Below are 25,772 nucleotides of genomic sequence, written 5' to 3' on the forward strand. Positions count from 1 at the left end.
ACCGCGGCGGGTTAACTCCGCGGCATTGTCTGAAGAGGTCGATCCTCGTGCGGGAGGTGGTCGCCGACCGTGTCGACACCCCTGCCCGGCCTTCCGGGAGACCGTGACCAGGCCACGGTGGTGCAGTGCCTGGCAGGTGGTCTTGTAGGAGTTGGTCTCCCATGCGCCGGCAGGGCACCCGGCTTCCGCCCACTGCAGCACTGAGAGCTGTCGCTCGTTGACCTGCCGTTCCAATGGTCCGCCTTCGACTCGAAGTGACGTACGACGGCGGCATGGTGTCAGTTCCGTTGGTAGACGACCGGTGCTTCGGCTCGATTCGCCCGAACGAACGAGCTGACGTGGCTGCAAGCCGGATGGAAGGAGAACGGTAGGTGGGTGCTGTCCTGCGGCGGGGTCTGACTCCTGAGATGCCTGACCGGAAGTGTCCTGCTCACACTGTGTCGACGACCGGCCGGGGGCGGTGCGTGCAGACCCGCCTGCGCGTCGACCCGCGTACCCAGGAGTACTGCGAACGCCGCAGCAGGGAGAGCAATACTCAGCGCGAGATAGTCCGAAGCCTCAAGCGCTACGCGTCCCGGGAGGTCTACCACCTGGTCAGACCTGTGCAGCCGCAACCCTCGTCATAGGGGCAGTCGTGAGACGTGAGAGGGTCTGGGGCGTGAGTGAGACACCCCCGAACACCCTGCAATACCGCTGGCGTCCATCCAGTCCTGTGCGGGCACATATGTCTAGGTTCGGGCTCCTGCGCCGAGAGGGTGTCCACGGGGTTTGTGACTCGCCCGTGACAGCTAGCAGTGTGACGAAGCCCCCGTCGGCTGGTTGTGTTTTTGTTTGGCTCGGCGGCATGGCTGGCGCGATGGCGGAGTGTAAACCTAACGGCCCTGGCTCACATTCGGTGGTGACGGAGCGTCACCGTTAGTGCGTCAGGTCCGATCCGAGCTCCGGGGAGAGCAGTCGCAGACACGTCGTCGAGCTAGGCGTGAACGGTGCCGACAGTCGCTTCACCCATGCTGGACTGGCGGGCGAACCGCTGAACCCGCGCGTTGCCGCCGGGTTGAGGACAGGAACGAGGGCGGGTTCGTCTGTGCCTGCACCGTACAGACCCAGTGGTTTCACGCACTGGTTGGCAGTTGCTGGTCAGCCCATATGATTTTGCCGTCCGAGGTGTGGCGGGTTCCCCATCGGCGGGACAGTTGATTGACGAGGAAGAGGCCGCGGCCGTGTTCGTCGGTGGTGCGGGCGTGGCGCGCACTCGGGTGGCTGTTACTGGCGTCGGAGACTTCGCAGGTCAGCGTCTCGTGTCGGATGAGGCGTAGGCCGATCGTGCGGTCGCCGTTGCAGTCGCTGCTGCCGTGGATGATGGCGTTGGTGAACAGTTCGCTGACGATCAGCTCCGTGGACTCGGCCAGCTGTTCTAGCCCCCACTGGGTGAGTTGCCGGGTAGCGAGGGTTCGGGCACGGCCGACGATGGCGGGGTCGCTGGGGAACTGCCAGGAGGCGACCTGGTCTGCGTTCAGCGAGCGGGTCCGTGCGAGGAGCAGAGTGACATCGTCGCTCGGCGGCTGGGCCCGCAGTGTGTCCACTGCGGAAGAGCACAGATCGTCCAGTGCGAGGTCGGGCCGTGCGAGCGCCGCGCGCAAGCGGTTCATGCCGGCGCTGATGTCCTGGTCGCGGACCTCGACGAGACCGTCGGTATAGAGGGCGAGCACGCTTCCTTCGGCGAGTTCCCAGGTTACGGACTCGAAGGGGACCAGTCCGAGGCCGAGCGGTGCTCCGGTGGGCAGGTCGGGGAAGGTGACGTGGCCGTAAGGATCGATGATCGCGGGCAGAGGGTGACCGGCCCGTGCCATGGTGCAGGTTCGGGTGACCGGGTCGTAGACGGCGTACAGGCACGTGGCGGCCATCGCGGTGGCGGCCTGGTGCCGGGGCTCGGCTTCCGCCTCGGTGAGGCGGATGACCTGATCGTCGAGGCGGGACAGTACTTCGTCGGGAGGCATGTCCATGTCGGCGAGGGTGCGCATGGCGGTGCGGAGTTGTCCCATCTTCGCCGCCGCATTGATGCCGTGTCCGACCACGTCGCCGACCACCAGGGCGACGCGGGCGCCGGAGAGGGGGATCACGTCGAACCAGTCACCCCCGATGCCGTGGTGGCTGTCAGCCGGCAGGTAGCGCCAGGCCACATCAGCGGCAGAACCGCCTGTGGGGCGGTGGGGGAGCAGCAGTCGCTGCAGGGCGAGAGCCGCGGAGCGTTCGCGCACGTATTGGCGGGCGTTGTCCAGGGCCAGCGCTGCCCAGTTGACGAGTTCCTCCGCCAAGAGCAGGTCGTCCTCCTCGAACGGCCTGGCGTCCTTGGTCCGCACGAACACCACCACACCCAGCATTGCGCCCCGCGCCTTGATCGGAACGATCATCAACGAGTGCATGGCGTGCTCGCGGAGCTTCTGCGCCCGCGCCGCGTCGTGGTGATCCAGCCATGTGCCGGGGGATGCGTCCAGTAGGGGCTCGAAGTGGGATTTCCCGGAGCGCAGGACGCCGGTGAAGGGCGAAGTGGGCGGAACGAAGACCGGCTCTCCGCGAGCGAACAGAGACTCCGGCGTTCCCGGGTGGATCGAGGCCAGGCCCGCACGGCGGAAGACGGGGATCCGCCCGCCCTGTGGGCTGAGATGGGCCAAGGGCTCCTCGCCGAGTGGGACCGACTCCGCCAGATCGACGGTGGCGTAGTCCGCGAGGAGCGGCACGGCTAGGTCGGCCAGTTCCTGCCCGGTCTGCATGACATCCAAAGTGGTGCCGATGCGCCTGCTGGCCTCGCCGAGGATTGCCAGATGCTCTCGCGCCCGCCAGCTGTCGGTGACGTCCACGCTCACGACGCACACGCCCAGGGCGCGCCCCTGCGCGTCGTCGAGGCGGACGTAGGACGCCGTCAACATCCGGTTGCTTCGCACATTGGCCGGCAGGAAAGCCTGGTAGTCCACGTCGATCGCCGGGTCGCCGCTCTCCAGCACCTGGTGCATCACTGCCTCCACCATTTCGGCCTTCGCCCCGGGCGCCGCCTCCGTCAGCCTGCGGCCCAGCCGCTTGTGGAGAGGGATGCCGTCCTTGGAGCCCTGGGTGTCGTTCGCCTGGATGCAGCGTAGGTGCGTGTCCCGTATGACGACGCCGATCGGCAGGCGGCTCGGCAGCGGCAGCCCAGCGTGGAGCGGCTCCGCCGCTGTGACCTTGGCCGGCCACGCGGGAAGCGAAGCCTTGTCGGCCGCGCAGACCACCCACCAGTCCCGGCCGTCATGCCCGGACAGCGATGACACGCACAGAAACACGTCGATGCTGCGGCCGTCGCGGTGGCGCACCTGCGCAAGGTCGGACCAGCAGCCCCGGAGGGTGCTCTCTCGTGCGGCTTGTGAAGCCCTTGCTCGGTCGTCGGCGGCCACCAACAGGACACCGGCGGGCCGCCCCACCACCTCCATGGCCGAATAGCCCACGAGCTGCTGAGCGGCCTGTGACCATCCGACCACCGTCCCCTGCTCGTCCAGGAGAGCTATCGCTGGGCGGACTCTCTTGATGGCCGTCTGAGCCTCGGAGACTGCTGTCGCTGCGGAACTGCCCACCGCTTCTCCCTTCTGTGTCCCCCGGCGATGTGGTCCCCCCAACTGCTCGGCTGTCTGGTGGATGGACAAATCCAGAGCAGGAGTGATCGAGCTACCAGGCACGGGGGCCAGCAGTCCGTTCACACCGCCCCCGACGGTGGCTGCGGCGGTGATCTCGACTCGTCAGACGTGGTTCGATGCGTGATCAGCCCCATCGACCTCGAAGAGCTGCTCCACGTTGGAAAACGGCGTCATAAGGCCCGTGTCGTGAAACACGGCGGACAAGTAGAGAAGCTCCGGGTCGGGGTCCACGCCAAGCTTGTGAGCATGAATGGCGCCGAAGACGAAAACGCGCCGGGAGTGGTGGTAGATGAGCGGGCTGGTCATCTCCTGCGTAAGGCGGGTGGCCTCGGCGACAGCCGCCGTTTCAGGAATCTCCATCCCCGCGATGATCTGGCTCATGACCTCTGCTCCTCCCGGTATCAGTTGGACAGTGCATCCGTCTTCCACACTGCCTACCACCCGGCGTCCGGCGCTCCCTCGGTCCGGCCATGAGTCACCCGAATCCGGACAGGCGGGCAGCGGGGTTGTGGGCTCCGCCACGCATCGGGTGCGATCCTCGTCCATGGCGGATGAAAGTCCTGGACGTCCCCATCGTGGACAACCGACTGCGGCGATGTTTGCCGGGCGGTCGTGTCCTGACGCCAGTCGTACAGCAAGAGGAAGACACATGATGGAACACCAGCACGCCCGACCCCTTCATGACCGCGTCGTCATCGTCACCGGAGCCGGCACTGGGATCGGCCGAGCAACGGCGGTCGCGATGGCCGAAGCGGGGGCGCACGTCCTCGGTGTCGGACGGCGCCAGGTGGCCCTGGAGGAGACTGCCGCCATGCACCCCGGCATCGAGACTCTCGCCACGGACGTGCGCTTGGAGCATGCTCCTGAGCTGATCATCGGTACGGCGATCGACCGGTGGAAGCAGCTTGACGTGGTGGTGAACAACGCCGGCGCCACCGCACGTGTCTCGTTCGACGAGGTGACACGCTCGCGCATCACCGACCTGTTCGACCTCAACGTCATCGCACCCACCATGATCTCCCAGGCAGCGTTGCCTCACCTGCGTCGCAGCAAGGGCTCGATCATCAACATCTCCAGCACCTACGGCCATCGCCCCCACCCGGGTGGTGCCCACTACGGGGCGACCAAGGCCGCCCTGGAACAGCTGACGCGGACCTGGGCGGTCGAGCTGTCCAGGGACGGGATCAGAGTGAATGCCATTGCCCCCGGTCCGACCGAGAGCGAGGCTCTGTACGTCAGCGGACTCACGGAGGAGGAGGTGATGAAGGTCAAGAAGGAGCAGGCATCCCGGATCCCTCTGGGGAGGAGGGGAGAACCGGAGGAAGTCGCGTCCTGGGTCGTCCACTTCGCAGATCCCACCGCAACGTGGCTGACGGGCCAGGTTCTCACGATCGACGGAGGCCTCGAACTCATCTGAATACGCTTTTGCGCTGATCCACCGGGCATCAGGCCCCAGCAGAAATGCGACGGCTGAGGCGAACTCGTCGGCCTCGGCCATCCCTCCGAGCACGGCACCCATGCTTTCGGCACGCCCTCGGCGAGTACATGCTCGCTCCCGTGCGACGCCGAACGCGGCGACCACGCCGTGTGCCGGTCGGCAGTTGTCTGTCCAGCCCGGCGTGCGGACCGGTCCGGGCGACACCGCCTTGACCCGATTCCACAGGCGCGAACTCCTCCGGCAGTGTGGTCGACGACCATAGGAACGGCGGTCGCGGTACAAGAGGTTGGTCAGCTCGGCCGTGTGGTGCTCCCCGGCGGGTCCGCACATGTCCCAGATCGCCGCCGTCACTTGCGGTTGCGAGGGTCGTCGGCAGGGCTCTCAGCGATTCGGTGGTCCACTCGACCGCCCAGGACAACCGGGCACCGCCGCGGCGAGCACGTTCCGGTGCCGGCGGGCGGCACGCTGGGCCAGAGCGGCCAGCGCCTCGGGGAAGCGGGTGTGACCCGCAGCGGGCGGTCGTCGCCCTGGACGGTCAGCCGCCGCATCGCGGGCGATCCCGGCACAGACGCCAGGCCACGCAGCACAGTGAGTGCCCAGTCGGCCCCACACCACGATCAGGGCCTTCAGCAGATGGTGGGCGTCGTCCAGGCGGGATGTAGTCGCTCTTGGTGAGAGCGCGGCGCCCGCCCTTGCAACCCGCGTGCCGGCGCAGCCGGCAGCACAGGCCGGCGGGCAGGCCCGGTTTGGCCGGGCGGTCATCTGCACGCTGTAGCCCGTGCGGTGCAGCAGCCGCGTGACGACGGAGACGCCGTACGAGAAGTGGCACTTCCGGCCGATCAGCGGGGTACCAGGAGCAAGCCGGAAACGTCGATGCCGTCCCTGCACCTGCGCCAGGCAGCCACGTGCACGTCAAACCGCTGCTGTTCCAGCAGGTTCTGGCCGAGACAGAGTGGCGAAGAAGCCGGCGGACGAGGACCGGCGCGGTCTGACCGCCCTGTTCAGGCCCAACGTCAACCCGTACGGCACCTTCCGCCCGGACAAGCGGGGGCGCGATCCGCTCCCTGGCTGTTCCCCGTGCACGTGCGTACGTCGTCGGATGCCTCCGCCTTGTGCGAGCCGGGGCGGCTCGCACAAGCCGCCCGGCTGATTGCACCAGCAATTGCACGACGTGGAGGCTTCGGCAGCGCCCATCACCGCGGTTAGCGCCGTCGAGGTCAGCTGCCGACGGGGTACCGGCTGGTGATCGCGACGCGGTTGAAGGCGTTCATCACGGTTGCCAGCCAGGCGACTGCCGAGACCTGGTCTGCGGTGAGTACGGCCGCGGCGGCGTTGAAGTCCTCGTCGCTGACGTGTCCGTCCGGCACTCGTGTGATCGCCTCGGTCAGGCGGAGGGCGGCGCGGTCGGTCTCGGAGAAGTAGCCGGTCTCTGCCCAGGCGGGCAGCACCGCGATACGGTCGGGGTTCTCGCCCTTCTTGAGGGCGTCACGGGTGTGCATGCGCAGGCAGAACGAGCAACCGTTGATCTGGGAGGTGCGGATCTTCAGTAGCTCGACCAGGAGCGGGTCGAGGCCCGCTGCGGCGGCGGCCTTCTCCACCTCCGCCGACAGGGCGATGAGGGTCTTGTAGGCGGCCGGGTGCTGCTCGCCGATGTTGACGCGCTGAGGATCGGTCATGGTTCCTTTGCTTCCTTCGTGTGGTCCGCGCCGCGCTTGTCGGGCACGTCTGGTGGTGGATGGGGCGCGCTCCGGCAGGGGCGGGGCTCGTGAAGGGTGTTGCCGCCCCGCTGCATGCCCCGGGGGTTACGACTTCGGGTCGTCGACCTTGAGCTTGGCGCCGGTGTCGGAGACGAAGACGACCAGGAGCTTTGCCGGCCTGGTCCGGCTGGTGTTCTCGGTGAGGACATGGTGGGCGCCCGGCTGCTCGACCCAGTTCTCGCCCTGGTGGTAGGTAGTCACGGGCTTGCCGTCGAGCTGGCTGCGCACGGTGCCTTCGAGGACGTAGGCGTAGACGAACGCCTGGCCGTGCCGGTGCGGCAGCGCGCTTGCGTTGGGCGGGAAGGCGACGATCGCTGAGGTGAACGTCTTACCCTTCACATTCGGAAGGTCCTGCTGGAGCAGCGGTGTGAAGGTTTCGACGGGGCGCGTCGATGCTGCGACCGTCGCCTGCGCCTTGGCGTGGGCGGGCTGGTCGGAGGCCGAGCAGGCCGTGGTCCCGGTCAGCGTGGCCGCAGCCAGCAGGCCGGTGGCGATTCGCATTCCGATCACGATGGGTCTCCTTATTCAGTCTTCCGTGACGCGGATGATCGTCTTGCCGGGGGTGCGTTTGCCGGGGGCGAACGCGTCGGCTGCCTCGGCGAGGGGCCGCACAGCACCGACGACCGGCTTGAGCCGGCCGTCCCTGAGCCGTGTGGCCAGGTCGGCGAGCCGGGCGCGGTCGGGTTCGACGACGAAGAAGACTGCCCGCCCGGCCTTGGGCTGGACCTTGGGCGGCATGACGATGGAGACGAGCGTGCCACCGGCCCGGACGAGGGCGGCCGAGCGGTCGAGGATGTCGCCGCCGATCACGTCGAACACGACGTCGGCCTCGCCGGCGTCCTCCAGCTTCTCGGCCTCCAGGTCGATGAAGGTGTCGACGCCGAGTGCGAGTGCCCTGTCCCTGCCGGAGGCGCGGCCGGTGCCGATGACGCGGGCGCCGGCCTCGCGGGCGAGCTGTACCGCGATCGAGCCGACGCCGCCCGCGGCACCGTGGATCAGGACGGTCTGGCCTGTGGTGAGGCGGCCGTGGTCGAACAGGCCCTGCCAGGCGGTCAGCCCCGAGATGGGCAGTGCGACGGCCACGGTGTGGTCGACGTCCGCCGGCAGCGGGGCGAGGTTGCGGGCCTCCACCGCGGTGTACTCGGCGAGGGCGCCGTCGCGGGTCCAGTCGGCCAGGCCGAACACCCGCTGTCCGACGCTCAGGCCGGTGGTGCCGTACCCCAGCTCCACGACGACACCGGACAGCTCGTGCCCGGGCACGCTCGGCGTCCGGTCGCGGCCGGCGCGATCGGTCCACGTGGCGGGCCAGTCCAGCTCGCCAGGGGTGAAGCCGGCGGCGTGCACCCTCACGATGACGTCGTTCTCGGCCGCGTGAGGGTAGGGAATGTCCGTCAAGGACATCCCGGCAAGACCAGCGTCACGGTCTCGCACAGTGATGGCTTGCATACAGATCCTTACTGGAAGGGGCAACCCGAGTGCACAGCGCACTCGCGCGCGGGGCTCATAGCGGCTGCAGGTGGATGTATGCCGTTCTGCATGATTGATCTCACCTGCTCGCGCGTATTCCTTCGTCGCCCGTTATGCGTTCTCGGCAGGGAGACGAGGTAGCCCCTCCGTGTGTGACAGCTCAGACGTGCACGAGTTTGTCGGGGTTGAGGACCCTGCGGTACGCGGTGATCAGACCGTCTGTGATCTGTACCGTGTCGACGGAGTAGATGCGGCCTTGCCGGTGGAACACGAGCGCCAGCTCGCCGCCGACCTCCGCGAAGTCGATGCGGTCGGGGCGCCACTGGCGCCCCGTACGCACCATGACCTCGGCGACGCGCTCGCCGCCGTGAATGAGCTTGCGTGCCGCCGAGATCTTGCCGCCGCCGTCGGTGACGTAGACCGCGTCCGGGTGCAGGAGCCTGACCAGGCCGGCCAGGTCCCCGGCCTCGTAGGCGGCACGGAAGACCTGGAGGACCCGTTCGTGCTCCGCCTTCGACGCCCGAGATGTGGACTGCTTCGCCTTGGCCACCCGCCGACGTGCCCGCGAGGCGAGCTGCCGGGCGGCCGGCACGGAGACGTCCAGCACTTCGGCGATCCGGCCGAACTCCAGGCCGAAGACATCGTGCAGGACGAAGGCCACCCGCTCCGGCGGGCTCAGCTCTTCCATGATCAGCAGCATCGCCGAGCTGACGGACTCGTCGACGAGTACCGGCTGCGACGCGTCCGGCCCTGTCAGCAGCGGCTCCGGCAGCCACGGCCCGACATAGGTCTCCCGGCGGAAGCGGGCGCTCTTGATGATGTCGTACGACCGTCGCGCGGCCACCGTCACCAGCCAGGCCCGCAGATCATCGATTTCCTGCAGAGCCGCTCCGGCCGCCCGCAGCCACACGTCCTGGGTGACATCCTCGGCATCGGCCACAGTCCCCAGCAGCCGGTAGGCCACTCCGAAGACCGCGGGCCGGTGCCTCTCCCATTCGGCTCCGAGCAGGCCCTCCTGCTCAGACCGCCCGGGCCCGTGCCCATCACCCATACGGATCGCAACCTCCTCCAGCCTGCGGAGCCAGCGTAGTTCCCGAGCTCAGGACGTCCGCTCTGACACGGCGGTCGTAAGTCGTGATCAAGCTGCTCCGGGGCTGCTGTCGGCGTACGGCGGTGTTTCATGGTGGGGCCACTCTCCCTGGGGCAACCCCACCCGGAAGGGACTCGATGCGGCAGGCTCAGGAGCGGGTCAGTTCGCTGCGAGGCTCGCATTCCCCGGCCGTCCGCATCGGGTCTCCCATCGGCCGGTAAGCACGCGATCGTCCGGCGTGCAGGGCCGCACCAAAGGACAGCGCCCCGACGAAGCCGACGTACAGATAGCCCGTGGTCTCCAGCCCCCATGAGGGCGCCGCGACCCCGGCCGCGAGGGCCGGAAGACTCACCGCCGCATAGCTGATCACGTACACGGCCGAGAAGACCTCCGACCGCGACTTCACGGTGGTGACCGCGCTGATGGCGCGGAGGCTGCCGTTGAACGTCAGGCCGACGCCCAGACCCGCCACGACCGATCCGCCCACGTATACGACCAGCGACGCGTCAGCGATGGCCACCGCCAGTGCGGACGCACCCAGAGTCAGGAGAACCGCCCCCAGCAAGGTGGCGAGCCGTGCCGTATGCCGAACGGACCACACCCCGCCCACGCTGTTGGCCAGAAAAAGCGCCGCGATGCTGAGCCCGCCCGCAGCACCGGACCGCACATGCAGGACGTTGCTCACGAGTGACGGAGTGAGCGAAAGGAACAGACCCGTGACGCCCCACCCCGCGACAAGGGTGGGAATCGAGGCGAGGAACGCCGGCCGGACCTCCCGAGGAACCCGGACTCTCGGCCGCAACAACGCCAGCCGAAACGCTAGCGGGGCCGGTGTCTCAGGGATCCTGAGGACGACCGCGGCCAAAACGACGAAGGTCAGCGTAAGGACCGGAAAGACATACACATCGGGACGTGAAGTCGACTGAACCAGCAATCCCACGACTCCGGCACCGGTGGCCATGCCGATACTCGTGCCCACTGCTGTCGTCGTCGGCCCCAGCTGCGGACGTCGCTCGGGTGAGAGGTCGACCAGTCCGGCGGCAAGAGCGCCCGTGGCCGTCCCCGTGGCGATGCCCTGCACGACCCGGGCGAACAGGAGAGAGACGACGCCGTCGGCCGTCCAGAAGATGGCCGTGCTGGTCGCCGCCACCAGAAGGGCGGCGACCAGCACAGGGCGGCGCCCCAGGTGGTCGCTCAGCGATCCGACCGTCAACAACGCGCCGAGCAGACCCGCGACATACACCGAGAAGATCCCTGTCAGCATCGTGACCGTCAGGCCCCACCGCTCCCGGTACAGCGGGTAGATCGGTGACGGTGCACTTGCCGTGGCCATCATCACCACATTGGCGCAGGCCAGCACGGCGAAAGCCGGACTTCGTCCGAGACGACGCCCGTCGCGGGAGCGACTCGCACGTTTCATCACGTTGCCTCTTCTGGGGTCCTGATCAGCTCGGCCAGGGAGCGCCCAGCATGCGCTCGACCGTGGTGGTGCGACGGAGGCCGGGAACGAAGTGCTCCAGCACATCCGAGTTCACGGTTCCGTTCGTGGTCTCGGGGCGGTGCTTGAGTCCGTCGACGTAGGCCTGCAGGAACTCGTTCTTGAAGTCGCCCCGCGGATGGGCGGCGATGATTTCGTCCACCTGGCTGCGATCCAGCTCGTCCAGACCGACGCCGAGTACGTCCGTCAGAACCCCGAAGTACGTGATGGCGATCTCCGGGCCCATCCGGCCGGGGATTCCCGGGGTCGTGTGCAGCGCGATCGCCGTCCACACCACGTCGGCGGCCGTGGCCGGGAAGCCGTGGTCGAGCATGAACTTGCGTGCGTGGTCGGCTCCATCGACCTCGAAGCGCTGCTCGACGTCGGAAAACGGCGTCAAGAGGCCGGTGTCGTGAAACATGGCGGACAGGTAGAGAAGCTCCGGATCGGGCTTCAGGCCGAGCCGGTGAGCGTGCAGGGCGCCGAAGGCGAAAACGCGCCGGGAGTGGTGGTAGATGAGGGGGCTGGTCATCTCCTGCATGAGGCGGGTGGCCTCGGCGACCGCCGCCGTTTCAGGAATCTCCACCCCCGCGATGATCTTGCTCATGACCTCTGCTCCTTCCGGTATCGGTGTGTTACGAATGGACGGTGCGTCCGTCTTCCACCCTGCCGACCACCCGGCGTCCGGCGCTCCCTCGGTCCGGCCATGAGTCACCCGAATCCGGACAGGCGGGCAGCGGGGTTGTGGGCTCCGCCACGCATCGGGTCGCGATCCTCGTCTACGACGGGGGTCAAACTCCTGGACGTCGTCGGCCCCGCGGAGGTGTTCGGGGAAGCGAACCGGCTCGGCGCCGACTACAAGATGGTTCTGGTGTCACCGACCGGTGCCGATGTCACCTCGTCCATCGGGATCCGGATCTCGGTCGACACCGCCGCCACAGAGACTGCTCCCGACACGTTCCTGGTGGCCGGCGCAGACCTCTACCCGCGCACGCCTGTCCCCCGTGATCTGATCGAGGCCGTGCGAACGCTGGCGGGCCGGGCGCACCGGGTCGCGTCCATCTGCACCGGAGCATTCGTCCTCGGCGCCGCCGGACTCCTGGACGGCAAGCGCGCGACCACGCACTGGAAGGTCGCGCAGGAACTCGCCGTCCGCTGCCGCGCCAGCCGCGTCGAACCCGACGCGATCTACGTCCGTGACGGCACCACCTACACCTCGGCGGGCGTGACCGCCGGCATCGACCTGGCACTGGCACTCGTCGAGGAGGATCACGGCCCTGATCTCACCCGCGACGTCGCCCGCGCCCTGGTGGTCTATTTGCAGCGTTCGGGCGGCCAGTCGCAGTTCTCCGCCCCACTGCAAGGACCGCCGCCCCGGTCTCCGGCGCTCCGCAGAATCACCGACTTGATCACGGCGAATCCCGGGGAAACCACTCACTCGGCGAACGCCACGGCCGTCCCGCAAGATGCCGAGCTCACCCGCGCCCGCCGACGTGCAGTGCATCGCGCCGGAGTACGCCTGGGCCCGTGGGCCGTTGCCGGTCTGGCCGTCACCGGCGGCCGCAACCTGCCGTGCGTCCTGCCGCGGCCACCATTACACGCAGGCCATGAGACCCAGCCGGCCAGCCGTCCGGCAGCGCCGTCCCACGCGTGCGATCGCTTGACGGGAACCAGCTACAGGACCGAGAGATCCTGGAATCGGCAGGGGACTCGAAGGGGAGGTGAGCGACTGTGGATCCACCGGAGCGCTGCCCTGGTGACTTGGTTCCCGCCGCTGGGGCTCTGGCAGTGGCGGCTCCGGACGGTGTGCTGACCTGTTGGAGCACCGGTGCGGAGCAGTTGCTCGGGCTCTCCGCCGCCGAGGCTGTCGGTCTGCCTGCGGCAGAGCTCCTCGCGTCGGCCCTCCCCGCGGCTGCTCGTGAGCGATTCGCCCGGCAGGAGGGCTGGACCGGGCTGGTGGCACTCCGCCACCAGGATGGCAGCGCGATGGAGTGCCGGTTGCGCGTGTGCCCGCTGCCCCTGGGTGACGGTCGGGCCGGTTGGCTGCTGGAGGGAGTCCGGGTGCGGGAGGGGACGGAGCGCGACACGGACCCACTGATCCGCTGGTCGTTCGACCAGTCCCCGTTTTCTCTGGCGATCTACGACTCCGAGGGCCGATTCCTTCGCGTCAACGAGCCCATGGCCAAGCAACTGGCCGCCTCCGAGCGGGAGCTTCGGGAGCTCCGGATCACTGAGCACATGCCGGATCAGGGCTTCCAGGCTCCCGAGCGATCTGTCGATCGTGTGCTGCAGACCGGTGAGCCCGAGCACATCGAGAATTACGTCAGAGTCCCGGGAGAGCCTCACGCGCACGCCTGGATCGTCCACTTCACCCCGCTCAAGGACTCCCTCGGACTGGTGCACGGCGTGCAGCTGGCCGCCTTGGACTTCTCCGAGCAGTACGCGGCCCGTGAGCGCTTGGCGCTGCTCAACGAGGCCAGCAGGAGTATCGGCAGCAGCCTGGACGTGCCCCGGACCGCCCAGGAGCTGGCCGACGTAGCCGTGCCTGCCCTGGCGGAGTTCGTCTCCGTCGATCTCCTAGACGCCGTCCTGCGCGGCGACGAGCCCCCGCCGATCCCTGTCAACGGGCCCTTGCTGCTGCGGCGCACAGCCATCCGCTCCGGTGTGAAGCCCGCGGTCACAGTCGGCGAGCTCGCCCGCTACCCGGAGTTCTCACCGCCGGTCCGGTGCCTGGCCACCGGCCACGGCAGCGTGCACCAGATCGGGGAGCCGGAGATCACCCGCTGACTGGCCCACGACCCCGACCGGGCTGCCTGGGTGGCTCGGAATCGCGCGCAGTCGCTGATCGCGGTGCCGCTCCGCGCTCGCGGTACCAACCTCGGCGTCGCCCTCTTCACCCGACTGGCTCCCTCAGCCGCGCCGTACGGATTCGACGACCTGCAGATCGCCGAGGAGCTGGCGGCGCGCGCTGCGGTCTGCATCGACAACGCCCGCCGTTACACCCGCGAGCGCAGGACGGCGCTGGCTCTCCAGCGCGGCCTTAGAGGTCCTAACAGAAGCCGTTGATCATGTGACTTTCAGCTTGGATGGTCGTTGGTCTGGTCGTGGGGAATCGTCAGTCGCGGCCGTGGATCGTGTCGGATGAACTGTGGTCGCTGATCGAGCCGTTGCTGCCCGTGCCGGGTCCGAAGCTGGTCGAGGGCAGACCGCGGGTCCCGGACCGGCAGGCGTTGTGCGGGATCTTGTTCGTGCTGCACACCGGCATTCAGTGGGAGTACCTGCCGCAGGAGCTGGGCTTCGGCTCGGGTATGACCTGCTGGCGGCGCCTGGCCGCCTGGAACGAGGCCGGCGTGTGGGACCAGCTGCATCTGGTGCTGCTGAAGAAGCTGCGGGCGGCGAAGAAGCTGGACTGGTCGCGGGCCGTGATCGACTCTTCCCACGTGCGGGCGGCTCGCAGGGGCCCAAAAGCGGTCCCAGCCCGGTCGACCGCGCACGGCCGGGCAGCAAGCACCACGTCATCACCGACGCCCAGGGCATCCCGCTCGCGGTGTCGCTGACCGGCGGGAACCGCAACGACGTCACGCAGTTGCTGCCTCTTGTCGACAAGATCCCGTCCGTTGCCGGGACCGTTGGTCGGCCCCGGCACCGCCCCGACGCCTTGCTCGCCGACCGCGGCTACGACCACGACAAGTACCGGCGCCTGCTGTGGCAGCGCGGCATCCGCCCGGTCATCGCCGAACGAGGCCAGCCCCACGGCACCGGCCTGGGCATCTTCCGGTACGTCGTCGAAAGGACTATCGCCTGGCTGCACGGCTTCCGCCGCCTGCGCATCGCTGGGCACGACGCGACGACGGCAGTGACTGCAGGCCGGACAGGATGGGGCCGATGGCCGCCCGGACGAAGCTGACCCGGGCGACCAGGAGGCCGAGCGGCGTACCGATGGCGAGCGCCAGCAGGAAGCCGAGCAGGCCGCGGGAGACGCTGGTCGAGATGCAGCCGAGCAGCGTGCCCTGGGCCCAGGCATCGCGGACCTCGCCCCACACCTCGGAAGGCGAGGGCAGTTTGTAGTCGACGGCGACCTTTGCCCACACCAGCAGTTGCCAGACCACCAGTACCAGGGCGACGGCGGTGACGGGCGGCAGCACCTTGCGGATCAGCGTCTCGCGCAGCGGCGTACGACCGGCCTGCACTGACTCCAGCGCGTCGAGCCCGGCCTCCAGCCGCGTCAGATCGTGCGGATCCCGGGGCTCCGCGGCGGCCGGCAGGCCGTCCTTGCCGATGTCGACACCGGTGTCAGTGCTGGCCATGGCGGCGGATCTCCCCACGCAGTTCTTCGGTGATCTCGACGGACAGTTCGGCGACCGCGCTGTCCTCGATGCGGCGCGGCTGCGGAATGCCGACCGTCCACTCCCGGGCGATGCGCCCCGGCCGTGAGGACAGCAGCACCACCCGCTGTGCCAGCCGCACGGCCTCGCGCACGTTGTGCGTCACGAACAGCACCGACAGGCCCGTCTCCTGCCAGATGCGGGTCAGTTCGTCGTGCAGTACGTCACGGGTGATGGCGTCCAGCGCGGCGAACGGCTCGTCCATCAGCAGCAGCCGGCTGTCCTGGGCCAGCGCACGGGCCAGCGCGACGCGTTGCCGCATACCGCCGGACAGTTCGTGCACCCGCTTGCCGTACGCGCCCTTCAGCCGTACGAGTTCCAGCAGCCGTTCCGCCTCCTGTCGGCGCTCCGGCTTGGCCACGCCGCGCAGCTTCAGGGCCAGTTCGATGTTCTTGCCCGCGGTCAGCCACGGGAACAGGGCGTGTTCCTGGAACATCAGGGCGGGCCGGCCATCCGTGTCGATCGAGCCGGCGGACGGCCGGTCCAGTCCCGCGACCAGGTTGAGCAGCGTGGACTTGCCACAGCCCGAGGCTCCCAGGAGGGTGACGAACTCGCCCGGTGCGACGTCGAGGGTGATGTCGTCCAGCACGAGCTGCGATCCGCCGGGCGTGCCCGGGGCGGGGAAGGACTTCGAGACGTGCTCGATACGGGCGGCGCGCGTCACCGCCGTGGCGTCCTGGGCAGCCTTGGCGATCGTGGTGGCCATGGCCGTCACCTCCTGGGTACTCATCGGATCCGATCGTCGTTACTGGGCGCCGAGACCGGCGTCGTCGACCTCGTCCTTGCCGGCGGCCTTGAGGACCTTGTTGAGGAGCGTGAGGTCGTAGATGCCCTTCAGGTCGGGCTTCTCCAGCAGGCCGGCATTGACCGCGTGCTCGGCCTCGGTGTTCAGGGTGGAGGCCAGCGGGTCGTCGAGGAAGGTGATGGACTTCCAGGCCGGGTCGATGACCTTGTCGGGCAGTGCCTTGCCCGCCAGCTTCTCCAGCGCCGCGTTGGCGGATGCCTTCGCCTTGTCCGGGTTGGCGTTGATCCACGCGTTGGTCTTCACGGAGCCGCGCAGCACGGCCTCGACGACGTCGGGGTGCTCCTTGAGGAACTTCTGCGACACGATGATGTTCGTGATCACGAACTTCTTGTCGGGCCACAGGGTCGATTCGTCGAGCAGCACCTTCGCGCCGTCGGCGACCAGCTTGGAGGCGGTCGGTTCCGGCACCCAGGCGCCGTCGATGGAACCGGACTTGTAGGCATCCGGGGTAATCTTGTTGTCCGTGCGGATGACGGAGACGTCGCCCTTGCCGCTCTGCGGGTCGACCTTCCAGCCCTTGTCCGCGATCCAGTTGAGGAACGCGACGTCCTGGGTGTTGCCGAGCTGTGGGGTCGCGATCTTCTTGCCCTTGAGGTCGTCCAGGGACTTGATCTTCGTCGGGTTGACGACGAGCTTCACGCCGCCGGAGGCGGAACCGCCGATGATGCGCAGGTTCTTGCCGCCCGACTTGGTGTAGCCGTTGATGGAGGGGGAGGGGCCGATCCAGCCGATGTCGATGGAGCCGGCGTTCAGCGCCTCGATCTCGGAGGGGCCGGCGTTGAAGGTCGACGCCTTGATCTTGGTGCCGCCGAGCTCCTTCTGGAACAGACCCTCCTGGACACCCACCAGAGCGGTGGCGTGCGTGAGGTTGGGGAAGTAGCCGATCTTCACCTCGTCGGCGGAGAGCTTCTTGGCGCCTGCCGCGACCGCGGTCTGCTTGCCGTCGTCGGTGGCCTTGGAACCGTAGCCGCAGGCGGTGAGCAGGACGGGGAGCGCGGCTATGACGGCGAGGGTGCGCAGGGCGGTGAGCGGTCTTGCGGCAGACACGGAGGTGTCCTCTCAGGGGATGGGCGATCAGGGAGGTACGACAATGCGGGGCGTACTGCTTCTCAGCACGCACCGACACCCCACTCCTCTGCCGTCTGCGGCAGGCATGCTGTCGCGGGCTGAGAAGCGGAACATGGGGGCGTGGTCAGCCGAGGGTGTCCGATCCGCCGGCAGGAGCGGGCGACGGGCAGGCGGCGCTGGTGCGGAGAGAGTCAGGTTCTGTGGCGTCAGAGGGGCCGACAGATGGCACTGGACGTACGGGCGAGGTCGATGTGACGGCGCGAGGTCAGAAGGGGCAGCATCCGGCCTGTGCGGTCGAGCGTTCGCATGGCCACCCCCACAATCCCTAGTTTTCCTACCTGGTTGCTAGGGATCGTGGCAGAAGGCGGCCTCCGCACCAAGGGGCAGTTCGCATGCTGGACGTCGCTATCTCGGCTTTTGAGAGCAACGGTGAGTGGCCCAGCGTGTCAGGGGTTTACCCAGGCGCTGGGGGCGTTGGTCAACGCGCATACATCGGCGGGCAGTTGGCCCGACGCGACGTCGGCGAGCGATACGCCCTCCAGGATCTCGCGCACGTTCGACCGCAACGCGATCCACAGGGGGAGCAGCGACTCGGCAGGGCCGGTGTAGGACAGCTCCGGGGGGCGGACGCCGCGCACCGAGACCAGTGGTCCGTCCACGGTGCGGATGACGTCGGCGATGCTGATGGACTCGGCGGGCTTGGCCAGCCGGTAGCCGCCGTTGCCGCCGCGCTGGCTGAGCACGAGGCCGCCCCGGCGCATGTCGTTCAGGATGCTTTCGAGGAATTTGTGCGGGATGTCCTGGGCGTCGGCGATGGCCTCGGCTTTCAGTGGCGCGTCATCCCGTGACGCGGCGAGCTGCAGTGCGGCACGTACCGCGTAGTCCGCCCTGGCTGAGATCCGCATACGCCCATTATTCCGTACGGCTTCGGTCGGCATCGGCCGCGGGCATACCGCCGGGCGGGGCGGGTGCCCCGCCCGGCGGGCCGGAGGGGTTCAGGCCGCGGCGGCGGGCGTGTAGTGGGCGGCGTTGTCGCCCTCGATGACGTGGCTGAGGGTGCCGTCGACACCGGAGGGGACGTCGCCCGCGACGGTCACCCGGTGCAGCAGGCGCGGGAGGTCGCCGTAGTCGTCGGGGGCGTAGTGCTGGGTGATGCGGTTGTCGAACAGGACGAGGTCACCGGGCGTCCAGGCCACCCGCAGGATGTTCTCGGGGCTGGTGACGTACGACTGGAAGAGGCGCAGCAGGTCGCGGGAGTCGGAGGGGCCGAGGCCGACGATGCTCTGGGCGAAGCCGCCGATGAACAGCCCGCGCTCCCCGGTCTCGGGATGGACGCGGACGACCGGGTGAGCGGTGCGGTACTTCCGGGAGACGAACCGCCTGCGGTGCTCGGCGGCCTTCTCGCTCTTCGGGGCGGCGTAGTCGTAGTCGTTGGTGTGGACCGCCCACAGCTTGTCGGCCAGCTCGCGCAGCGGTTCGGGCAGGTCACGGTAGGCGGCGGCCGCGTTGGCGATGAGGGTGTTGCCGCCGTAGGGCGGGACCACGATGCTGCGCAGCGTGGATGCCTTCGGGGGTGTACGGACGAAGGTGACGTCCGTGTGCCACTGGTTGGCGCGGATGCCCTCGTCGCCGTCGACGGGCAGGATGTGGGGCTGGCCGTCGGCGGAGGGGACGGTGGGGTGCGCGGTGGTGAGCTCGCCGAAGAGGGAGGCGAAGCGGAGCTGGCCGGCGTCGTCGAGGTTCTGGTCGCGGAAGACGAGCGCCTTGTGTTCCAGGAGGGCGGAGTTGATCTCGGTGACGACGGCCGGGTCGAGGTCGGCGGAGAGATCCACGCCGAGGATCTCGGCGCCGATACGGCCGCCGATCCTGCGGATGTCGAAGCCGGTGCTGGTGGTCATGCGCGGGTGTTCCTTTCAGGAGGTGATCAGTGAGGTGATCGGTCGGGAGGTCGTCAGGAGGTGATGGGCAGGGACGGTCCTTTGGCCCCCGGTGGTCCAAGGGGAGGGCCGACGGCCCGTAGTGCGCCGGGGGTGCGGCCTCGTCCCCAGCCGATGTGCCGGCGGTAGCTGCCGAGCAGGCCGGTACGGTCCAGGTGCTCCTCGTCGCGGGCGGTGGAGTCGTCGGGCAGCGGGCGGGTCAGGGGTGCGACGTACAGTGCGTCGGCCGGGCAGTTGGCCTCGCACTGGAAGCAGGTCTGGCAGTCGTCGCGGCGCGCGAGCACGGGGATGCCGTCCTCGCCGCGGTCGAAGACGTTAGTGGGGCAGACCTTGATGCACTTGTCGCAGGTGATGCAGCGTTCCGCCGAGACCAGTTCGATCACGAGGCCACCTCCAAGGGTGCGGCTGGTGCCGCTGATGCCGACGGGGCGGTTGTCAGGGGCTCGGTGCGGGTCCACACCCCGTCGAGGCCGCCCGTGACGATGCGGTGGTGCTGTCCGGGGTCCTGTGTGGGGAAGTCGAGCCGCTTGGCCATGCCGCGGGTCTCCGTGCGCGCCAGCGCGGAGGCGTACATCCAGCGGGCGTGCGCCGCCATCGCCGCCGCCTGCCGGGCCCGTACTGTGTCTCCGCCCTCGGCGTGCAAGGAGGCGCGCGCCTCCTTCCACACGCTGTCGAGTACCTCCAGAGAGGCAGTGAGCCGGTCGCCTCGGCGTAGATAGTTCTTCTCGTACGGCAGCACCTCGCCCTGAACCGCGGCGATGACGTTCCGGAAGCCGTCGGCGGAGCCCGGGGTGCCGGTGGGCCGGAGCCCGGCTCCGCCCGCGGCCACCAGGCGCCTCGTACCGGCGCGGACGCCGAGTGAGCGTGCGTGGCGGGCCGCGCCCCGGCCGGCCCAGGTGCCGGAGGCGATGGCCCAGGCCGCGTTGTGGCTGCCGCCACCGGTGAAGCCGCCGCAGATCAGCTCACGGGTCGCCGCGTCCCCGGCCGCGTACAGCCCGGGGACGGTGGTGGAGCAGTCGTCACCCGTGATGCGGATGCCGCCGGTGCCGCGCACGGTGCCCTCGGCGAGGAGCGTGACGGCGAAGCGCTGGGTGAAGGGGTCGATGCCGAGCCGGTCGAAGGTGAGGAAGAAGTTCGGCTGGGCCAGCCGCATCGCCTGCCGGGCCGCCGCGTCCGCCCGGTCCAGGCGGCAGTACACCTTCTCGCTGAGCAGCGCCTTCGCGATGACGGACCGGCCGCCCTGGCTCGCGGCGCCCTCCAGGACGGTTCCGTCCTCGTGGTAGAAGGTCGCGAAGGAGTAGAACGCGGTCTTGGTGACGGAGGTGCCCTCGGGAGCGATGCCGTACGCGTTGGAGAACTCCATCCCGGACAGCTCCGCGCCCGCCTCGGCGGCGAACAGCGCGCCGTCACCGGTGTTGACGTTGCAGCCGAGCGTGCCGCTGAGGAACGCGCAGCCGCCGGTGGCCAGGACGACCGCCCCGGCGCGCACCCGGTAGGGCTGACCGGCCTGGCGCCGGTGTCCCCTGGCCCCGGCGACCGCTCCGGAGGGGTCGGTGAGCAGTTCGGTGACCGGGCTGTGGTCGAGGATGCGGGCCCCGGCGCGCTGGACGCGGATGCGCATCCTGCGCATGTACTCCGGTCCCTGCAGCCCGTTCCTGAGCTGCTGTCCGTCCGGCCTGGTGGGGAAGGGGTAGCGTCCGGCTGCCGCCAGCTCGTTCACGCCCGCGTACGTCTGGTCCAGGACCCGGGTCATCCAGCGCCGGTCGGCCAGGAATCCGCCCAGTGCCTCCCGGCTCGCCATGGCCGCCTCGCGCGCGGCGGGCTCCGGGGGGACGTACCAGACGCCGGTTCCGGCGGAGGCGGTGGCGCCGCTGGTGCCGCAGTAGCCCTTGTCGGCCAGGAGGACGTCCGCTCCGTCCTGGGCCGCCTTGAGCGCGGCCCAGGTGGCTGCGGGGCCGCCGCCGACCACCAGGACGTCCGTGGTGAGGTCCAGCTCGCTCATGCGGGCTGTCCTTCTCCTACCGCCGGCGCGGTCAGCCGGTTGGCGGGGCGGGCCAGGCCGTAATGCTCTCGCAGGGTGCGGCCGGTGTACTCGGTGCGGAACAGGCCGCGCCGCTGCAGGATCGGCACGACGTGGTCGACGAAGTCCTCCAGGCCGCCCGGCAGATGGGGCGGCATGATGTTGAAGCCGTCGGCGGCGCCCTGGGTGAACCACTCCTGGAGCTGGTCGGCGATCTGCTCCGGGGTGCCGGCGAAGACGCGGTGGCCGCGTCCGGCGCCGAGGCGGGCGATGAGCTCGCGCAGGGTGAGGCCGTCGCGGTGGGCGAGTTCGGCGACGAGTGTGAAGCGGCTCTTGTTGCCGTTGATGTTCCGCTCTTCGGGGAGCTCGGGCAGCGGTCCGTCCAGTGGCAGTCCGGTCAGGTCGGTGCCGAGCATCCCGGAGAGCTGGGCGAGCCCGTACTCGGGTACCTGGAGGCCGGTCAGTTCCTGTTCCAGTGCGCGGGCCTCGGCCTCGGTCGAGCCGATGACGGGGGCGATGCCGGGAAGCACCAGCAGCTGGTCCTCGGTACGGCCGTAGCGGGCGAGCCGCGACTTGAGGTCCTTGTAGAAGGCTTGGCCGTCGGCGAGGGTCTGCTGGGCGGTGAAGACGGCCTCGGCGTACTGGGCGGCGAACTCCTTGCCGTCCTCCGACGAACCGGCCTGCACCAGCAGCGGGTATGCCTGTGGGGTGCGCGGTACGTTCAGGGGGCCCTGCACCCCGAAGTACTGCCCGCGGTGGTTGATCTCCCGCACCTTGTCGGTGTCGGCGTAGATGCCGCGCTCACGGTCGAGCAGGATCGCGTCGTCCTCCCAGCTGTCCCACAGCTTGGTGGCGACGTCGACGAACTCCCGTGCCCGCTCGTAGCGCAGCCGGTGCTCCAGGTGCTCGTCCTGCCCGAAGTTGCGGGCCTCGTTCACGGTGCCGGAGGTGACGATGTTCCAGCCGGCCCGGCCGCCGCTGATGTGGTCCAGGGAGGCGAACTTGCGGGCGGTGTGGAAGGGCTCGTTGAAGGTGGTGGAGACGGTGGCGATCAGGCCGACGTGCTCGGTGACCGCCGCCAGGGCGGACAGCAGGGTGAGGGGTTCGAAGCCGCCGAGGGCGTTGTGCCGGACCTTGCCCCACAGGGCGAGGCCGTCGGCGAGGAAGACGGAGTCGAGCAGACCGCGCTCGGCGGTCTGCGCGAGCTGCTGGAAGTAGCGCAGGTCGGTGACGCGTTCGGGCTGGGTGCGTGGGTGGCGCCAGGCGGCGTCGTGGTGGCCGGCGTTCATCAGGAAGGCGTTGAGGTGCAGCCGACGTGGGCTGGTCGCGGGCATGGCGTTCCTCGGATCGGGGGCAGTGAGACCAATGGGCCAGGGGACGAGTAGGGCGACAGACCGGGAGGCAGTGAGGGGAGAACGTGGCCGAGGTCAGCCGTCGGCCGGTACGCGCCAGGAGCTGAGCCGCCGTTCCACGGCCACCAGGAACTGGTTGAAGGCCACGCCGATGGCGGAGATCGTGATGATGCCCGCGTACATCTGCGGGATCGCGAAGTTGTACTGCGAGGCGTTGATCAGATAGCCGAGTCCTGCCTTGGCACCGATCATCTCGGCGGCGACCAGCACCAGAATGGACACCGCTCCGGCCAACCGGATGCCGGTGAACATGACCGGCACCGCGGACGGCAGGATGACCTTCTGGAACAACCGGGGGGCGGGCAGAGCCATCGACTTGGCAAGTTTCAGCAGGGTCGGGTCGACGTTGCGGACCGCGCTGATGGTGTTGAGCAAAATCGGCCAGGTGCACGCGTACACCACGATGGAGATCTTCGAGGTCTCGCCGATGCCCAGCAGCAGGACGAACACCGGCAGCAGGGCCAGGGCGGCGGTGTTGCGGAACACCTCCAGCAGCGGTCCGAGGAGGTCGGCGACCGGCCGGTACCAGCCGATCAGCAGGCCGAGCGGCACGGCGAGGGCCACGGCGAGACCGAATCCGCTGAACGAGCGCACCAGGCTGGCGCGGGTGTTGTCGGCGAGCTGGCCGTCGGCGGCCAGCCCCCACCAGGCGTGGGCGACCTCGCTGAACGGCGGCAGGAAGATCCGGTCGACCAGACCCAGTCGCGGCGCGGTCTCCCACAGCAGCAGCAGAGCCACGACCGCAACGGACTTGGTCACCCCCTTGACCAGCAGGTAGGGCAGTCGGCGGACGGCCCGGCGGACCGGCGCCGCCGTGGAGCGGAGTTGGCGCACCCCCGACGGCGAGGCGTCGTCTGGCGCGGACGCAGCGGACGTAGCAGCGGATTCGGCAGCGGAAGGGGCCGGGGCGGGCTCGGTGGTGCTCAGGGAGTCCGGCGTCGTGGTCTTCTCGGTGGCCGTTCCGGTCGTGGGGCTCATACGGAAGCCTCCTCCTTCTCCAACTGCTGGGCCCTGGCCACCTCGTCGTGCAGCAGCGACCAGATCTCGTGCCGGTGTCGCGCGAACTCGGGACTGGAGCGGAGGTCGTCCGTCGCCGTACGGGAGTCGAAGGCGACCGGCACGATCTGCTTGATGCGGCCCGGCCGCGACGTCATGACGGCGACCCGCTGTCCCAGGTAGACGGCTTCGTCGATACCGTGCGTGATGAAGACGACGGTCTTGCCGGTGCGCTGCCAGATGCGCAGCAGTTCGTCCTGCAGTGACTCCCGGGTCTGGGCGTCCAGCGCGGCGAACGGCTCGTCCATCAGCAGCACATCGGGGTCGTAGGCGAGGCTGCGGGCGATCGCCACTCGCTGCCGCATCCCGCCCGACAGCTCGTGCGGATGGCGGTCCTCGAACCCGGCCAGGCCGACCAGATCCAGGAACTCCCTGGCCCGTGCGGCACGTTGACGTCGAGGGACGCTGGTGGCCTCCAGGCCGAACTCGACATTGCCCTGCGCCGTGCGCCACGGCAGCAGCGCGTACTGCTGGAACACGATGCCCCGGTCCAGGCCCGGGCCGGTGACGGGTTCGCCGTCCAACAGGATCCGTCCGCCAGTGGGCTGGGCGAGGCCGCCGAGCAGATCCAGCAGCGTCGACTTCCCGCAGCCGCTGGGGCCGACCAGGACGACGAACTCGCCGGCTGCTATCTCCAGATCGATGCCGTCCAGGGCGGTGAACCGGGGCGCCTGTCGAGCCCCCGTCCGGTCCTTGACGGTGAAGTCCTTCCGTACGTCCTCGAACACGATCTTGGGTGTGGTGGGTGGCGTAGTGGATTCCGGCATGGGATCAGCTCCCGCTCTTCGCGGTAGAGGAGGACTTCTGGTTGCCGTTGAACGCGTTGGTGTAGAGGTCCGACGACGTGACCTGGCCCTTCTTGATGTCACCGCGGTCGGCCAGCCAGGCGATCCACAGCTGGAATTCCTTGCCGGTGATCAGGCCCGCCTTCTCGGCGACGCCGTAGGACCGCCAGTACCTCAGGGGTGCGGTGTCCTCATTGCGGCCGCGCTTCTTCACGATGTCCGTCATCCGGGCGACGACCTCTTCGCGCGGAGTGGAACGGGACCACTCGATGGCCCGTCCCACGGCGGTGACGAAGATCCGGGCCGTGTCGGGGTTCTGCTTCAGGAAGCGGTCCGTCATCACGTAGGTGCCTGCGCTGAACGCGCCGAGAAGCTCATAGTCGGTGAACAGCGGGCGGATGCCCCCGGCTGCCAGGGCTTTGTCGCGCAGAATGCCGCCGAGGACGGCAACATCGATCTGCTTCTGCCGCAACGTCTGCTCGGTGTTGACCGGTGGAACCACGAGTGGCTCCACCTTTGCGGTCTCCGCCCGGGACAGGCCGCCTCGCTGCAGATAGATGTCGAGCATGGCCTCGGAGTGGGCCCCGAGGGTGTTCATCCCCACCTTCTTTCCGATCAGGTCGCGAGCCGAGCGGATCGGGCTGTCCTTGAGGACGTAGAAGCCGTTGTAGGCGTACTTGTCGGAGCCGTAGTAGCTGATGACGGCCTTGACGGGGGCGTTGTTCGCGGCCAGTTTGACGACCGCGCCGTTGAACGCGCCGCCGAAGTCGACCTGGCCCGTGGCCGCGGACTGGATGTCCTGCGGCCCGCTGATCGTGTTGCCGACCCATTTCAGCTTCACGTCTTCCAGATAGCCGAGATCCTCGGCCAGCTCCGGCAAGGTCACCTGACCCGCCCAGCCCTGGTACCGGAGCGTCTTGGTCTGGCTCTTGCCAGAAGCGGCTCCGGCGGTCGTGCCGCAGCTCACGGCCACCGCAGAAAGACCGAGCAGGGAGAGGAACTGGCGTCGGGTCGATGCCGTAGTGGCCATGGAAAGGTCCTGTTCACACGAATGGGGACTGAGGTGGAATCGATGGCATGAAGAAGCCATAACTGAGAGGGGCGCTCGGCAATTGGGCGCAACTCAGGCGGACGCTGAAAGGGGAAAGGGACCCATCAGGAATGCCTGCCAGGAATCAGTCGTCTACGTCGAAAACGGTCGTGGTGCGACTGTGAAAGCGGAGCGGGAGAGCGGCGCCCGTCAGCGCGTTCAGCGGCCGACGGTACAGATGGCGCTGGCCTGACGTCGCAGATCGACGTGCAGGCGGGCGGCGAGGTTCTCGGACTTGCTCACATGCATGAGAGTTGCAGCGGAATCCGGCCAAGTCAACGTAGCCTGCGCGGACATCTCATATTCTGAACAGCTCGACATGT

24 protein-coding genes and 3 pseudogenes are annotated in these 25,772 nt (G+C 68.8%); 6 read left to right on the plus strand and 21 right to left on the minus strand.

Features of this window, described 5'->3' with window-relative positions; all coding sequences use genetic code 11:
• Positions 1-1,112: 1,112 nt before the first annotated feature.
• Together R2S09_RS31395 and R2S09_RS31400 are read right to left on the minus strand one after the other, a co-directional pair.
• Positions 1,113-3,725, minus strand: coding sequence for a SpoIIE family protein phosphatase (locus tag R2S09_RS31395; protein WP_316744651.1), 2,613 nt, complete (start codon positions 3,723-3,725; stop codon positions 1,113-1,115).
• Between the two features lie 39 nt (positions 3,726-3,764).
• Positions 3,765-4,043 carry an HD domain-containing protein gene (locus R2S09_RS31400; RefSeq protein ID WP_306188036.1) on the minus strand — a complete coding sequence of 93 codons (279 nt, stop codon included), beginning with the start codon at positions 4,041-4,043 and terminating at the stop codon, positions 3,765-3,767.
• Between the two features lie 268 nt (positions 4,044-4,311).
• Here R2S09_RS31400 and R2S09_RS31405 point away from each other — a divergent pair, with 268 nt between their 5' ends.
• Positions 4,312-5,079 (plus strand): SDR family oxidoreductase, encoded by a 768-nt coding sequence (locus tag R2S09_RS31405; RefSeq protein WP_316744653.1) that lies wholly within the window; start codon positions 4,312-4,314, stop codon positions 5,077-5,079.
• Positions 5,080-5,481: 402 nt separating this feature from the next.
• Here R2S09_RS31405 and R2S09_RS31410 read toward each other — a convergent pair whose 3' ends face one another.
• The 7 genes from R2S09_RS31410 to R2S09_RS31440 all read right to left on the minus strand — a co-directional run bounded on the left by R2S09_RS31410 (position 5,482) and on the right by R2S09_RS31440 (position 11,498).
• Positions 5,482-5,988 (minus strand): winged helix-turn-helix domain-containing protein, encoded by a 507-nt coding sequence (locus R2S09_RS31410; protein WP_316744654.1) that lies wholly within the window; start codon positions 5,986-5,988, stop codon positions 5,482-5,484.
• A 329-nt stretch (positions 5,989-6,317) separates the two neighbouring features.
• Positions 6,318-6,776 (minus strand): carboxymuconolactone decarboxylase family protein, encoded by a 459-nt coding sequence (locus tag R2S09_RS31415; RefSeq protein ID WP_316744656.1) that lies wholly within the window; start codon positions 6,774-6,776, stop codon positions 6,318-6,320.
• Positions 6,777-6,902: 126 nt separating this feature from the next.
• Entirely contained in the window at positions 6,903-7,358 is a 456-nt protein-coding gene (locus tag R2S09_RS31420) for a cupin domain-containing protein (RefSeq protein WP_316744709.1), read from the minus strand.
• Positions 7,359-7,382: 24 nt separating this feature from the next.
• Complete coding sequence (locus R2S09_RS31425) at positions 7,383-8,303, minus strand: NADP-dependent oxidoreductase (protein WP_316744658.1); 921 nt, start codon at positions 8,301-8,303, stop codon at positions 7,383-7,385.
• Between the two features lie 181 nt (positions 8,304-8,484).
• Positions 8,485-9,375, minus strand: coding sequence for an RNA polymerase sigma factor SigJ (gene sigJ / locus R2S09_RS31430; protein WP_316744659.1), 891 nt, complete (start codon positions 9,373-9,375; stop codon positions 8,485-8,487).
• 187 nt (positions 9,376-9,562) lie between these two features.
• On the minus strand, positions 9,563-10,774 hold the full coding sequence (locus R2S09_RS31435) for an MFS transporter (RefSeq protein WP_316744660.1): 1,212 nt from the start codon (positions 10,772-10,774) through the stop codon (positions 9,563-9,565).
• Positions 10,775-10,859: 85 nt separating this feature from the next.
• Complete coding sequence (locus R2S09_RS31440) at positions 10,860-11,498, minus strand: HD domain-containing protein (protein ID WP_316744661.1); 639 nt, start codon at positions 11,496-11,498, stop codon at positions 10,860-10,862.
• Positions 11,499-11,635: 137 nt separating this feature from the next.
• On the opposite strand from R2S09_RS31440, the pseudogene R2S09_RS31445 reads away from it, so the two are divergent.
• From R2S09_RS31445 to R2S09_RS31455, 5 genes and pseudogenes are all read left to right on the plus strand, one after another.
• A pseudogene (locus tag R2S09_RS31445) lies at positions 11,636-12,337 on the plus strand (GlxA family transcriptional regulator); the annotation flags it as partial.
• Positions 12,338-12,697: 360 nt separating this feature from the next.
• Positions 12,698-12,877, plus strand: a pseudogene (locus tag R2S09_RS40705) (hypothetical protein); the annotation flags it as partial.
• A gap of 75 nt (positions 12,878-12,952) precedes the next feature.
• Complete coding sequence (locus tag R2S09_RS31450; protein ID WP_316744662.1) at positions 12,953-13,678, plus strand: PAS domain-containing protein; 726 nt, start codon at positions 12,953-12,955, stop codon at positions 13,676-13,678.
• A 30-nt stretch (positions 13,679-13,708) separates the two neighbouring features.
• On the plus strand, positions 13,709-13,957 hold the full coding sequence (locus R2S09_RS40710; RefSeq protein ID WP_399145089.1) for a GAF domain-containing protein: 249 nt from the start codon (positions 13,709-13,711) through the stop codon (positions 13,955-13,957).
• A gap of 20 nt (positions 13,958-13,977) precedes the next feature.
• Positions 13,978-14,798 (plus strand): IS5 family transposase gene (locus R2S09_RS31455; protein ID WP_399145091.1). Its coding sequence is split into 2 segments (ribosomal slippage): positions 13,978-14,347 and positions 14,347-14,798, totalling 822 coding nucleotides; the frame shifts between segments, so codons are not numbered across the junction.
• Here the strand turns inward: R2S09_RS31455 and R2S09_RS31460 are convergent.
• The 12 genes and pseudogenes from R2S09_RS31460 to R2S09_RS31510 form a co-directional block, all read right to left on the minus strand.
• Positions 14,740-15,198: pseudogene (locus R2S09_RS31460) on the minus strand (ABC transporter permease); the annotation flags it as partial. The gene R2S09_RS31455 and the pseudogene R2S09_RS31460 sit on opposite strands and share 59 nt — an antisense overlap.
• Positions 15,185-15,982: an ABC transporter ATP-binding protein gene (locus R2S09_RS31465; RefSeq protein ID WP_316744711.1), complete on the minus strand. Its 798-nt coding sequence runs from the start codon at positions 15,980-15,982 to the stop codon at positions 15,185-15,187. The pseudogene R2S09_RS31460 and the gene R2S09_RS31465, both read right to left, overlap by 14 nt.
• 39 nt (positions 15,983-16,021) lie before the next feature.
• A complete protein-coding gene (locus R2S09_RS31470; RefSeq protein WP_316744665.1) occupies positions 16,022-17,128 on the minus strand; it encodes an aliphatic sulfonate ABC transporter substrate-binding protein in 1,107 nt (368 codons plus the stop codon).
• Between the two features lie 227 nt (positions 17,129-17,355).
• Positions 17,356-17,457 (minus strand): putative leader peptide, encoded by a 102-nt coding sequence (locus R2S09_RS40715; protein WP_399145112.1) that lies wholly within the window; start codon positions 17,455-17,457, stop codon positions 17,356-17,358.
• Positions 17,458-17,595: 138 nt separating this feature from the next.
• Entirely contained in the window at positions 17,596-18,054 is a 459-nt protein-coding gene (locus R2S09_RS31475) for an Rrf2 family transcriptional regulator (RefSeq protein ID WP_316744666.1), read from the minus strand.
• Between the two features lie 90 nt (positions 18,055-18,144).
• On the minus strand, positions 18,145-19,047 hold the full coding sequence (locus tag R2S09_RS31480; protein WP_316744668.1) for a TauD/TfdA family dioxygenase: 903 nt from the start codon (positions 19,045-19,047) through the stop codon (positions 18,145-18,147).
• A gap of 53 nt (positions 19,048-19,100) precedes the next feature.
• The gene (locus tag R2S09_RS31485) at positions 19,101-19,469 is read right to left on the minus strand and encodes a ferredoxin family protein (protein WP_316744669.1); all 369 of its coding nucleotides are present in this window, start codon (positions 19,467-19,469) and stop codon (positions 19,101-19,103) included.
• Positions 19,466-21,088 carry an FAD-binding protein gene (locus tag R2S09_RS31490; RefSeq protein WP_316744671.1) on the minus strand — a complete coding sequence of 541 codons (1,623 nt, stop codon included), beginning with the start codon at positions 21,086-21,088 and terminating at the stop codon, positions 19,466-19,468. Before R2S09_RS31490 ends, R2S09_RS31485 begins: the two co-directional genes overlap by 4 nt.
• On the minus strand, positions 21,085-22,440 hold the full coding sequence (locus R2S09_RS31495) for an LLM class flavin-dependent oxidoreductase (protein ID WP_316744672.1): 1,356 nt from the start codon (positions 22,438-22,440) through the stop codon (positions 21,085-21,087). The genes R2S09_RS31490 and R2S09_RS31495 overlap by 4 nt, the downstream gene beginning before the upstream one ends.
• 93 nt (positions 22,441-22,533) lie before the next feature.
• Complete coding sequence (locus R2S09_RS31500; protein ID WP_306188022.1) at positions 22,534-23,496, minus strand: ABC transporter permease; 963 nt, start codon at positions 23,494-23,496, stop codon at positions 22,534-22,536.
• On the minus strand, positions 23,493-24,341 hold the full coding sequence (locus R2S09_RS31505) for an ABC transporter ATP-binding protein (protein ID WP_316744675.1): 849 nt from the start codon (positions 24,339-24,341) through the stop codon (positions 23,493-23,495). Before R2S09_RS31505 ends, R2S09_RS31500 begins: the two co-directional genes overlap by 4 nt.
• A 4-nt stretch (positions 24,342-24,345) precedes the next feature.
• Positions 24,346-25,389, minus strand: a complete 1,044-nt coding sequence (locus R2S09_RS31510) for an ABC transporter substrate-binding protein (RefSeq protein WP_316744677.1) — start codon at positions 25,387-25,389, stop codon at positions 24,346-24,348.
• Positions 25,390-25,772 lie beyond the last annotated feature (383 nt).

It is taken from the genome of Streptomyces sp. MK7, from assembly GCF_032658145.1.
In the GTDB taxonomy this organism is placed as follows: Bacteria; Actinomycetota; Actinomycetes; order Streptomycetales; family Streptomycetaceae; genus Streptomyces; species Streptomyces spiralis.